Annotated in this window: 12 protein-coding genes and 1 tRNA gene; 9 read left to right on the top strand and 4 right to left on the bottom strand. The window is 64.2% G+C overall.

Going from position 1 to position 10,319, the window contains the following annotated elements; genetic code table 11:
• Both RMN84_RS05545 and tkt read right to left on the bottom strand, forming a co-directional pair.
• Nucleotides 1-598: type I glyceraldehyde-3-phosphate dehydrogenase (locus RMN84_RS05545; protein WP_309611202.1), on the bottom strand; the 598-nt coding region annotated here is incomplete at its 3' end.
• Complete coding sequence (tkt, locus tag RMN84_RS05540; protein WP_309611203.1) at nucleotides 595-2,583, bottom strand: transketolase; 1,989 nt, start codon at nucleotides 2,581-2,583, stop codon at nucleotides 595-597. The genes tkt and RMN84_RS05545, both read right to left, overlap by 4 nt.
• A 140-nt stretch (nucleotides 2,584-2,723) precedes the next feature.
• Between tkt and RMN84_RS05535 the strand changes: the two genes are divergently transcribed.
• From RMN84_RS05535 to RMN84_RS05515, 5 genes are all read left to right on the top strand, one after another.
• Nucleotides 2,724-2,900, top strand: coding sequence for a hypothetical protein (locus RMN84_RS05535; RefSeq protein ID WP_309611201.1), 177 nt, complete (start codon nucleotides 2,724-2,726; stop codon nucleotides 2,898-2,900).
• The gene (locus RMN84_RS05530; RefSeq protein ID WP_309611200.1) at nucleotides 2,900-3,214 is read left to right on the top strand and encodes a cell division protein ZapA; all 315 of its coding nucleotides are present in this window, start codon (nucleotides 2,900-2,902) and stop codon (nucleotides 3,212-3,214) included. Before RMN84_RS05535 ends, RMN84_RS05530 begins: the two co-directional genes overlap by 1 nt.
• 150 nt (nucleotides 3,215-3,364) lie before the next feature.
• Nucleotides 3,365-3,961 (top strand): 5-formyltetrahydrofolate cyclo-ligase, encoded by a 597-nt coding sequence (locus RMN84_RS05525; RefSeq protein WP_309611199.1) that lies wholly within the window; start codon nucleotides 3,365-3,367, stop codon nucleotides 3,959-3,961.
• The gene (locus RMN84_RS05520; RefSeq protein ID WP_309611198.1) at nucleotides 3,958-4,164 is read left to right on the top strand and encodes a DUF2842 domain-containing protein; all 207 of its coding nucleotides are present in this window, start codon (nucleotides 3,958-3,960) and stop codon (nucleotides 4,162-4,164) included. The genes RMN84_RS05525 and RMN84_RS05520 overlap by 4 nt, the downstream gene beginning before the upstream one ends.
• Nucleotides 4,165-4,186: 22 nt before the next feature.
• Nucleotides 4,187-5,260 (top strand): cell wall hydrolase, encoded by a 1,074-nt coding sequence (locus RMN84_RS05515; RefSeq protein ID WP_309611197.1) that lies wholly within the window; start codon nucleotides 4,187-4,189, stop codon nucleotides 5,258-5,260.
• 50 nt (nucleotides 5,261-5,310) lie between these two features.
• Here the strand turns inward: RMN84_RS05515 and RMN84_RS05510 are convergent.
• Nucleotides 5,311-5,387 (bottom strand) — tRNA-Asp (locus RMN84_RS05510).
• 116 nt (nucleotides 5,388-5,503) lie between these two features.
• Nucleotides 5,504-6,670 carry an AI-2E family transporter gene (locus RMN84_RS05505; protein WP_309611196.1) on the bottom strand — a complete coding sequence of 389 codons (1,167 nt, stop codon included), beginning with the start codon at nucleotides 6,668-6,670 and terminating at the stop codon, nucleotides 5,504-5,506.
• 251 nt (nucleotides 6,671-6,921) lie between these two features.
• Between RMN84_RS05505 and RMN84_RS05500 the strand changes: the two genes are divergently transcribed.
• The 4 genes from RMN84_RS05500 to RMN84_RS05485 all read left to right on the top strand — a co-directional run.
• Nucleotides 6,922-8,598 carry a methylmalonyl-CoA mutase family protein gene (locus RMN84_RS05500; RefSeq protein WP_309611195.1) on the top strand — a complete coding sequence of 559 codons (1,677 nt, stop codon included), beginning with the start codon at nucleotides 6,922-6,924 and terminating at the stop codon, nucleotides 8,596-8,598.
• A 7-nt stretch (nucleotides 8,599-8,605) separates the two neighbouring features.
• The gene (locus RMN84_RS05495) at nucleotides 8,606-9,028 is read left to right on the top strand and encodes a cobalamin-dependent protein (protein WP_309611194.1); all 423 of its coding nucleotides are present in this window, start codon (nucleotides 8,606-8,608) and stop codon (nucleotides 9,026-9,028) included.
• Nucleotides 9,025-10,029, top strand: coding sequence for a methylmalonyl Co-A mutase-associated GTPase MeaB (meaB, locus tag RMN84_RS05490; RefSeq protein WP_309611193.1), 1,005 nt, complete (start codon nucleotides 9,025-9,027; stop codon nucleotides 10,027-10,029). The genes RMN84_RS05495 and meaB overlap by 4 nt, the downstream gene beginning before the upstream one ends.
• Before the next feature lie 11 nt (nucleotides 10,030-10,040).
• Nucleotides 10,041-10,319, top strand: a 279-nt coding sequence (locus tag RMN84_RS05485) for an SDR family NAD(P)-dependent oxidoreductase (RefSeq protein ID WP_309611192.1), incomplete at its 3' end; no start/stop codon positions are given.

Genomic DNA, 10,319 nt, shown 5'->3' with positions numbered 1-10,319 from the left:
CTCGGGCGCGGCGCATGTCGCTGTGGATCTGGTCGAGGATCTTCTGGTCGTTGGTGTAGCTGTGGATGGTCGTCATCAGCCCGCGCTCGATGCCGATGCTGTCGTTGAGCACCTTGGCCAGCGGCGCGAGGCAATTGGTGGTGCACGACGCGTTCGACACGATCTTGTGATCGGCGGACAGCTTGTCATGATTGACGCCGAACACGACGGTAAGGTCGACGCCCTTGCCCGGGGCCGAGATCAGCACGCGCTTGGCGCCGGCGTCGAGATGCTTCTGCCCGCCGGCGCGGTCGGCGAAGAAGCCGGTGCACTCCAACGCGATGTCGATGCCATTGGCCTTGTGCGGCAAATTGGCGGGATCGCGCTCGGCGGTGACGTGGATGCGCTTGCCGTTGACGATGATGTCGTTGCCGTCGGCCTCGACCGTGCCCGGGAACGGCCCGTGGACGCTGTCGCGCTTGAACAGCATCGCGTTCGACTTGGCGTCGGCCAGGTCGTTGATCGCGACGAGCTCGAGGTCATGATCATCGCGCTCGAGGATCGCGCGCGCGACGAGGCGACCGATCCGCCCGAACCCGTTGATGGCAACCTTGGTCATAGCATGTCCCTTTTTTGCATGTGCGCGGTGACGCGCGCCGTGATCTTGTCGGGGGTCAGCCCGAAATAATCATAGAGATCGTCAATCGGGGCCGACGCGCCGAAGCGATCGATGCCGATGCGCAGGCCGTGCAGCCCGGTGTAGCGTTCCCAGCCGAAGGTCGTCCCCGCTTCGATCGATACGCGCAAAATCTCGCGGTTCGAGACGTCGGGGAGAATATCGTCGCGCCAGGCGTCGCTCTGCGCGTCGAAACATTCGGTCGACGGCATCGAGACGACGTCCGCGCCGATCCCCTGCCCTTCGAGCTGGTCGGCGACCTTCATCGCAATCTCCACCTCGGAGCCGGTGGCGATGAGGATGACCCGACGCGCCGCCGAGGCCGGGCGGAGCCGATACGCCCCCTTGGCCGACAGATTCTCCGCCGCCGCCTCGGTCCGCAACAACGGCAGATTCTGGCGGGTGAGGGCAAGCAGCGAAGGCTTGTCGTCGGCCAGTGCTGCCGCCCAGCATTCCGCCGTTTCGACCGCGTCGGCCGGCCGATACACCACCAGCCCCGGCATCGCGCGCAGGCTCTGGAGATGCTCGATCGGCTGGTGGGTCGGCCCATCTTCGCCCAGCCCGATCGAATCATGAGTCATCACATAGATCACCTGCACCTGCTGCAGCGCCGACAGCCGGATCGCCGGACGGCAATAATCGCTGAACACCATGAAGGTGCCGCCATAAGGTACCACGCCGCCGTGCAGCGCCATGCCATTCATCGCCGCCGCCATGCCGAACTCGCGGATGCCGTAATAAACATAGCGCCCGCCATAATTGGCGGAATCGAGCGGCAACTGCGCCTTGGTCTTGGTGTTGTTCGATCCGGTCAGGTCGGCCGATCCGCCGATCGTCGCCGGCACCGCGACATTGATCGCCTCCAGCGCCATTTCCGAGGACTTGCGCGTCGCAATCGGCTTGGGGTCGGCGATCAGCGCATCAAGATGCGGCTTGAGCCAGCTATCGTCGCACTTGCCCGCTAGCCGCTCCTCGAACTCCTTGCGCTTCTTGCTCTTGGCGAGCCGTTCCTGCCACGCCGCGCGCAGCCGCGCGCCGCGCGCGCCGGCCGTCCGCCACGCGTCGACGATATCGTCCGGAATGGTGAAGGCGGCATCGACGAGGCCGAGCTCCTTGCGCGCCGCCTCGACTTCCGCCGCGCCGAGCGCAGCGCCGTGGGTCGCCGACGTGCCCTGCTTGTTGGGTGCGCCATAGCCGATGATCGTCTTGCACCGGATCAGCGACGGGCGCGGGTCGGCGATGGCCTTTTCGATCGCTTGGCTGACCTTGCCCGAATCGAGCCCGTCGCATTCGACCGTGTGCCAGCCGCAGGCGGCATGGCGCGCGACCACGTCCTCGTTGCGGCTGAGGTCGGTCGACCCGTCGATGGTGATCTTGTTATCGTCCCACAGCACGATCAGCCGGCCCAGCTTGAGATGCCCGGCCAGCCCGACCGCCTCGTGGTTGATGCCCTCCATCAGGCAGCCGTCACCAGCGACAACATAGGTGCGATGATCGACCAGCTCGTCGCCATAGATTGCGTTCAGGTGCCGCTCGGCGATCGCCATGCCAACCGCCATTGCCAGGCCCTGGCCGAGCGGACCGGTAGTCGCCTCGACCCCTGCCAGCTCGAAATTCTCGGGGTGGCCGGCGCACGGGCTGCCCAGCTTCCGGAAGTTGCGGATGTCATCCATCGTCGGCCGAGCATAACCGGTCAGGTGGAGTAGTGAGTAGATCAGCATCGACCCATGCCCCGCCGACAGGACGAAGCGATCGCGGTCGGGCCAGTGCGGGTCGACCGGGTCATATTTCAGATGCCGTGTGAACAGCGCCGTCGCGGCATCGGCCATGCCCATCGGCATGCCGGGATGACCCGAATTCGCCGCCTCGACCGCATCCATCGACAGGGCGCGGATCGCGTTCGCGAGTCGGCGTTGCGTAGGCTGCATCATGGTCCCCTGGCGAGCGCACGGCCTTGCGCCCGAGGACTCGGACGGCCGACTGGACGGTGCCTATTGTCGCTCGGCCGTTTACCGTCAACCTCTCGCCCCGCTTGCCGCCCGGTTTCAACCGGTTTAGGCCGAACGCGATGACCGACCCGCACCTCGCCGACGCCCTCGACCGTGCCGAACGCGCCCTTGCGCGGATCGAAGCGATCGCCAATCGCGCCGCTTCCGGACGCGGTCGCGATGACACATTGCGCGACAAGGTGCGCGGCGTGGTGGCCGAACTCGACGACATGATCCGTGCGGCGGGCGGACGCTGATGGCCGAAGTCGACCTGTCCATCGCCGGCCGGTCCTACCGAGTCGCCTGCCGCTCGGGCGAGGAGGAGACGCTTCGTGCCGCCGCCGCGCTGGTCGATGGCAAGAGCCGCGAAGCGCTGGCCGGGCTCGGAGCCTTGTCCGAATCGCGCCAACTGCTGTTCGCCTCGCTGCTGCTGGCCGACCAATTGCTCGACAAGCATGGCGGTGCGCCGCAGCCCCTGCCCGACCCGGCGCTGACCAGCCGAGTCGCGGGCATCGCCGACCGATTGGAGCAACTTGCGGATTCCCTTGAGAAAGAGCCCCCAAGCGCTTAAATAGAAGGCGACGGGAACTGCCCGATACGAGCTTCGGATATCCCTGAGGCGATTCAATATCCTAGGGGGCTGGCCCTCGCCGGATCCTGGTCCGGTGTATCTGGTCCCCACCTGACGTTTGTGGCGTCAGAGGATTTCCTGCAAACGGTCATGGTGGTCCCGTCACCCGCCCCTCCCGATCCCGCCGCCGCCAAGCAGGCGATGCGCAGATTGCTGCGCGGCGCGCGGCGCGATTATGTCGCCAGGCTGCGGCTGGAGGAGCAAGCGGAGTTTCAGTCGCGCTTGGCCGATGTCCTGCTGCCCGAACTGACACGCGCTCGCGTCATCGCCGGCTATTCGCCCATGGGCAGCGAGATCGACCCGTCGATGCTGCTGTGGCATGCCGGCAATGCGATGATCACCACCGCCTTTCCCGCCTTCGATCTCGCCGATTCACCGATGACCTTCCGCTCGGGCCAGTGCGCGGAAGATTGCCCGGTCGGTGGGGTCCAGCCACCGGCGCAGGCGAAGCTGGTCGACCCCGACCTCATCCTCGTTCCCCTGCTGGCGGTCGACCGCAACGGCACGCGCCTTGGCCAGGGCGGCGGCCATTACGACCGGGCGCTGCCGGCGCTCAGGGCAAAAGGTGCGCGCATGATCGGGATCGGCTGGTCGATGCAACTGCTCGACACGTTGCTCGTTGCCGATCCGTGGGACGTGCCGCTCGATGCGTTCGCTTCCCCCGATGGATTGGTGGAGTTTTCATGACGCCGCTGGGACGACGCATCGTGGGCGTGTTCGCGATTATCGCGCTGATCGCAGTCGAGGCGCTGATCATCGTCGCCTGCGCCAACCTCATCGCGCCGTGGCCGATCCTCGCGCAGAGCCTGTTCTACCTCGTCGCCGGTCTCATTTGGCTTCTGCCGATGAAGCCACTGCTTGTATGGATGAACAAGGGCGAATCGCGGTGAGCGATCCCCGTGAGTTGAAAAATTGCCCGTTTTGGCCTACATCATCCAGATCATGACGTCGCCGATCCTTGAGCGCCCGCTGCGGCTGGTGCGCGCGCATCCGAGTGAAACCGTGATAGCGCTCGGCGTCCTGGCGTTCAGCGCCGCCGCCTTCGCCAGCGTCGCGAACCTGACGCCAGCCACCACTCCACTCGCTCCGCCGACCGCGACCACCGCCGTTGCGCCCCCGGCTGTCCCCGACATGTCTGTCAAGCCGATCGCCCCCGAACAGGCGCTGGCGATCAACCAGGAAACCCCGGTGACCGCCGCCGCCGGTCCCGCCGCCGCGCCCTTCGCGCTCGGCCGCGCCAGCGGCTTTGCCCGCGACGAAGCGCTCAATTGCCTCTCGCAAGCGATCTATTACGAAGCCGGTCAAGAAAGCGACGACGGCCAGCGCGCGGTCGCCCAGGTCGTCCTCAACCGCGTCCGCCACCCCGCCTTTCCGGCCAGCGTGTGCAGCGTCGTCTACCAAGGCTCGACCCGCCCGACCGGCTGCCAGTTCACCTTCACCTGCGACGGCTCGCTCGCCCGCCGCCCCGAACGGGCCGGCTGGGATCGCGCTCGCCGCGTCGCCGCCGCCGCTCTCCAGGGCAGCGTCTATGCCGGGGTTGGCGTCGCCACTCATTATCACGCGGACTATGTCGTCCCCGTCTGGTCGGCCAGCCTCGCCAAGAGCGACGTCGTCGGCGCGCACCTTTTCTATCGCTGGCAAGGCGGCTGGGGTCAGCCGGGCGCGTTCGTCCAGCCCTACAATGGTCATGAAGCCAGAGCTGAGGGTCTACGCACCGCTGCTCTGACAGCACACAACGCCTATGTCGCAGCGGGTACCCCGACCGCCGGCCACATCGCCCCGCCGATCGCCCTCGCCCGCGCCGACGGCCTGCCCGTGGTCCAAGGACCCGCCGGCCGGGTCACCCTCCATTTCGCGCCCCAGGCGCGCGCCGCAGTCGAAGTTGCGCTGGCGAGGCCCCGCATACCCGCGCCAGCCGACACCCGCCTGCAGTCTATGCTCGACGCAGGCGCACCGGCAAGCGACCAAAAGCCGCTCGGCTCCTAGGCACAGGCCTTGGCCCAGCGAATTACCAGCGATCCATTGATGGCGGAAAATGGCGCGAGTGACGGGACTTGAACCCGCGGCCTCCGGCGTGACAGGCCGGCGCTCTAACCAACTGAGCTACACCCGCGCATTGGTCGAGCGGGGCAACTAGGGTCACCCCCCTTCCCTGTCAACACGGCCTCGCGCTTTCAAGGCGACTCGTACAGGCGCCCGCCCGGAAAGCCCGCCCAAGCAAACGCCGGCTTATTCGTCGTCCGCTTCCTCTTCGCCGACATGGGTCAGCACGCCGTCCTCGAACAGGAAGCCGGCGATGTCGGGCATGCCCGCCGCCGCAAACACGGTTTTGAAGATGATCAGCAGCGGCACCGCCAGCAGCGCCCCGGTCGTGCCCCACACCCACGCCCAGAAACTGAGCGAGACGAGGATCAGCAGCGGGTTGATCTCAAGCCGCCGCCCAACCACCGCCGGCGTGATCGCGTTCGCTTCGACCAGGTGCAGCACGAGAAAGCAGGCTGGCGGCAGCATCGCCGACCACACGTCGGGAAAGGTCATCAGCCCGCCGAACGCGAGCAACGCGACGCTGGCGATCGGGCCAAGATAGGGGATGTAGTTCAGCACCGCGACGATGCCGCCCCACATCATCGGCGAATCCATCCTTAGCCACCACAGAATCGTCGCGGTCAGGACGCCCATCGCGATGTTGATCAGCGTGATCGTACCGAGATAGGTCGACGTCGCCTCGACCACCTGCTGGATCACCCGCGCGGTGGTCAGCGCGCCTTCGAAGCTGCCGCGGCTGACGATCGTGCGCTTGCGCATGCTGGTCCAGCCGGCGAGGAAGAAGAAGATCACCAGCAGCGCGAAAAACAGCTGGATCATCAAATGCGGCGCCTGGGTACTGATCGTCTCGATCCAGCCATTGGTCGTCTCGATCCGCACCGTCCGAACCGATTTGGTCGGGGCGGTGGCGATCTGGGCGGCAGTATTGTCGATCCAGTGCTGAAGCGCTTTGTAAAGGTTCATCAGCGGGTCGAGCGTGTGCCGCACCTGGTCGATCCGCGACGGGATGCGCTGCACCCAGTCCATCGCGGGCAGCACGATTGACGCCAGCGCGAAGATTGCAAGACCGAGGAACAGCAGTACGCACAGGATCGCCGCCAGCTTCGACGGCACCCCGCGCCGCTCGAACCATTCGAGCAGCGGGACCAGCGCGATGGCGACGACCATTGCCGCCGTGACCGGCAGGAAGAACTCCGCCCCGCCCTTGAGCGCAAACGGGACGGCCAGGATGAGGCCGATCCCGCCGATCAGCGTCAGCGACGCAAGCAGCCTCACCCGCTTGAGCGCCACCCTTTCCAGGTCATGCGGCTGCCCGCCCTGTTGCGCGGGTGTGGTGGTCGACGCGTCCATTAGGCAAGCATAGGACGCACTCGGCAGCGGGGCCAGCGCGCGTTTCGACCTCGTTGTCGCCGATGTCGAACAACTGCATCTGGACAATCCAATTGTTAGACCATAAAGAAACACATGCGACTAGAGCTTCACCAGACTTGGGCTTCGTTCGTAAGGGTGCATGCGCTTGCCCGTACCGACGCCGTCGATGTGTGCATTGTTATCGAAAGAGAAAGCGATTTGGCGACGAAACAGCAGGAAAACGCAGAATCATGACGATCAAAGATCCGGAAGCCGCCGAAAGCGCATATGCGAACTGGCAGCGTACCGTTTCGGCGCGGTATGCAGATCAATCCTTCGTCGCACGTAATCGCTCAGGGGTAGAATTGGATCCTGTTTACGGGGGGCTAGACCGGACGGGTGCCGACGCAGAAATGCCGGGTCAATACCCCTACACCCGCGGTATCTATCCGATCCATTACCAGTACCAGCCTTGGATGGATCTGCAGATCATCGGCTACGGCCTCCCCGCCCAGACCCGCGAGCGCATGGACCTGCTTCTCCAAGAAGGTGGTTCGAAGGGGTATTTTGATCGGGAAGCGTATAATTTCATCTTCGATATGCCCACATCGATGGGCTATGATCCGGACCATCGCGGCGTCGGCGGTAGCATCGGCGATTGCGGCATCTCGGTCTGCAAGGCGAGCGACTACGAGATTCTGCTGGCTGGCAAGAATCTCGAGAAGACGACCGTCTCGATGGTGCTTAACGCCGGCTCGCCCGGAATGCTCGGGCTTTACCTTGCCGCTGCGAAGCGGCGCGGCTTCGCATTCGACAAGCTGGGCGGAAACGTCACCAACTATATCTGGGATTTCTTCGGGCACAGCGGCGGAACGAACTTCTCTCCAAGAGGAAGCTATCGGCTGATCGCCGATATTGCGTCATACTGCGCCGAGCACGTCCCACTCTGGAATACGCTCACGATCAGCGAACACAACATTTGCGAGGCCGGCGCCACCAATGTGCAGGCGGTCGCCTATTCGATTGCGGCGATTATCGCCGTGAACGAGGAATGCGTAAGTCTCGGAATAGATCCCGACACGGTGGTGCCACGCTTCGGTTTCCATGTCCGCTACGGCGAGAATTTCTTTGAGGAGATCGCGAAGACCCGCGCCCTTCGACGGGTCTATGCCAAGGTGAATCGCGAACGCTTCGGTTGCACCAAGAACGGCGCGTTGCAGGCCCGCATTCACGCGCAAACGGCGGGTTCGCTCCTGACCGCGCAGCAGCCGCTCAACAATCTCGTCCGTAATGCCTATGGTGCGCTTGCTGCAGTGCTGTCTGGCGTCAACGGAATGACCATTAACGCCTATGACGAGGCGCTCGGCCTGCCGACCGGGGAGGCGGTGACCCTCTCGCTCCGGACGAGCCAGATCATTGCCGAGGAAACCGGTGCCGTTCACGTTTCCGACCCGCTGGGCGGGTCCTATTACGTCGAAGCACTCACCGACGAGATCGAGCGCCGCGTCTTCGACATCATCGCCGACATCGACAAGCGTGGCGGGCTTATTGCATGCATCGAATCCGGCTGGATCAAGCAGCAGGTGTCTGCAGCGGCGTACCAATGGCGCCAGGAGATCGAGAGCGGTGCGCGAACAATGGTCGGCGTGAACAAATATGTCACGGACGAACCGGAACAATATGCGGTGTTTCAGCCCGATCCGGAAGCAGCCCGGATGGCGATCGCCGATGTGCAGCGGCACCGTCTCGAACGCAACAATGAACGCTGCTCAGCGGCGCTCGAAAGTCTGCGCCGCGCTGCCGTCGAGGTGAACGAAGGTCGCGCAATCGGATCGGTGATGGAGAATCTGGTGGCCGCAGCGGACGCCGATGCGACACTCGGCGAGATGCAGACGGTGCTCCACGAAGTGTTTGGCCGCAATAAATAGGAAACCGATGGCGATGCAAGATACCGCGCCCAGACCACGCGTCCTTCTTACCAAGAGCTTTATCGACAGCCATGACCGCGCGATCGCTACGATCGCGCTCGCATTACGCGACGCGGCGATGGAGGTCGTGCTGATCGACTACGAACAGCCCGAAGACGTGGTCACCGTCGCGCTACAGGAAGATGTCGACGTCATTGGGCTCAGCTTCATGTCCGGCGGCCAAGTGGAGACAACGGAGAAGATCGTCGCCGAGCTGGATCGGCGCGAGGTCGCAGATCTTCCGGTGGTGGTGGGCGGGATCATCCGACCATTCGACGTTGCACCGCTGGAGGCTGCGGGCGTCAAGGAGATATTCCGGGCCGGTGCACCCCTGGCCGACGTGGTGGCGACGTTTGAGCGGCTGTCGCGCGCTTACAGGGGACTTGCTTGACCATAACCCTCAACGGGCTCGGCGCGGCGACGTTGCTGGCGGCCGTCCGCAGGGGGGAAGCTCTTGCAATCGCACGGGCAATCACCGCAATCGAAAATCGAACGTCGATCGGCGTTGAAATGGGCTTCGCCGCACAAGACCTATGCGTGCAATGTCGGACACTGGGCATCACTGGTCCGCCAGGTGCCGGAAAGTCGTCGCTAATCAACGCGCTCATTAGCGAGCTGCTGCCAAAGTACCGACGCATCGGCGTGTTGACCGTTGATCCGTCGAGCCCGGTCAGCGGAGGAGCAGTGCTCGGCGACCGCGTACGAATGGCTGCTCACAGCGCGAACCCAAACGTGTTTATCCGCTCCCTCGCTACCCGTGGCCACTTGGGCGGTGTAACCAGAACGACCCGGGCTGTCATCGATCTTCTCGCTGCGGGCGGGATGGATCTCGTGATCGTGGAAACCGTCGGGACCGGCCAGTCGGAAGTCGAGGTGGCGGAACTCACAGACGTCAGGATCGTCGTTTGCGCACCAGGCTTCGGAGACGAAATGCAGGCGATCAAGGCCGGTATTTTGGAAGTCGCTGACCTACTGGTCGTGAACAAGTCCGACCTGCCGGATGCCGACCGGACAGCTGCGCATCTGAAGGCAATGTTGCGACATCGGGGCCACGACGAGCGGCGATTGGCGTTCCAAGTATCGACCCTGAATCGCGATGGCCTGTCGATGCTAGCGGAGGCGATTGATGCCCGGTTCGCTGAGCCGTTTGAGGTTCGGCAGAATGTCGCAGCCAAAAAAGACAATCCGCGACAAAAGCTGGCCGAAGATGTCGCTGACCTGGCGGCCGCATTCGTGCGCGACAATGGCGATCCCAGGATCGACGATATTGTCGGGGAATTGTCGCGAGGGGCAATCTCGGTTCGCGATGGTGTGATAACAGCCATCCGCGTGCTAGCCGAGCAGAATGTCCTCCCGGATGCGACGGGTCTCGATGTCGCTGTCAAAACCTAAAGGAGAAGACGGTGAATTCCGACTTGTTTTCACTGAATGGACGCATTGCGTTGGTGACCGGGGCATCCAGCGGGATTGGCCGGGTACTTGCCCAAGGATTGGCCACAGCGGGGGCGCGGATCGTCGCCGTCGCTCGCAGGGCGGACCGGCTCGATGATCTCGTCTGCGAAATCGAGAGGCAGGGAGGCGTCGCCCTCGCCGCTCAAGCCGACGTGACCGACGTGGATAGCATCGAGCGTGCTTTCGATGTGGCAGAGCAGGCGTTCGGGACCGTCGATGTCGTCGTGAAC

It is taken from the genome of Sphingomonas sp. (genome assembly GCF_031380695.1).
GTDB lineage: Bacteria > Pseudomonadota > Alphaproteobacteria > Sphingomonadales > Sphingomonadaceae > Sphingomicrobium.
The sequence above is the reverse complement of the archived record's forward strand: the minus strand, read 5'-3'. Positions and strand labels throughout refer to the sequence as shown.

Excerpts from the sequence above, each read along its gene's own strand:
- RMN84_RS05520 (WP_309611198.1), top strand. The coding sequence starts at position 3,958 with ATGACGCCGCTGGGACGACGCATCGTGGGCGTGTTCGCGATTATCGCG.
- RMN84_RS05525 (WP_309611199.1), top strand. The coding sequence starts at position 3,365 with ATGGTGGTCCCGTCACCCGCCCCTCCCGATCCCGCCGCCGCCAAGCAG.
- tkt (WP_309611203.1), bottom strand. The coding sequence starts at position 2,583 with ATGCAGCCTACGCAACGCCGACTCGCGAACGCGATCCGCGCCCTGTCG.
- RMN84_RS05505 (WP_309611196.1), bottom strand. The coding sequence starts at position 6,670 with ATGGACGCGTCGACCACCACACCCGCGCAACAGGGCGGGCAGCCGCAT.
- RMN84_RS05495 (WP_309611194.1), top strand. The coding sequence starts at position 8,606 with ATGGCGATGCAAGATACCGCGCCCAGACCACGCGTCCTTCTTACCAAG.
- RMN84_RS05530 (WP_309611200.1), top strand. The coding sequence starts at position 2,900 with ATGGCCGAAGTCGACCTGTCCATCGCCGGCCGGTCCTACCGAGTCGCC.
- RMN84_RS05535 (WP_309611201.1), top strand. The coding sequence starts at position 2,724 with ATGACCGACCCGCACCTCGCCGACGCCCTCGACCGTGCCGAACGCGCC.
- RMN84_RS05500 (WP_309611195.1), top strand. The coding sequence starts at position 6,922 with ATGACGATCAAAGATCCGGAAGCCGCCGAAAGCGCATATGCGAACTGG.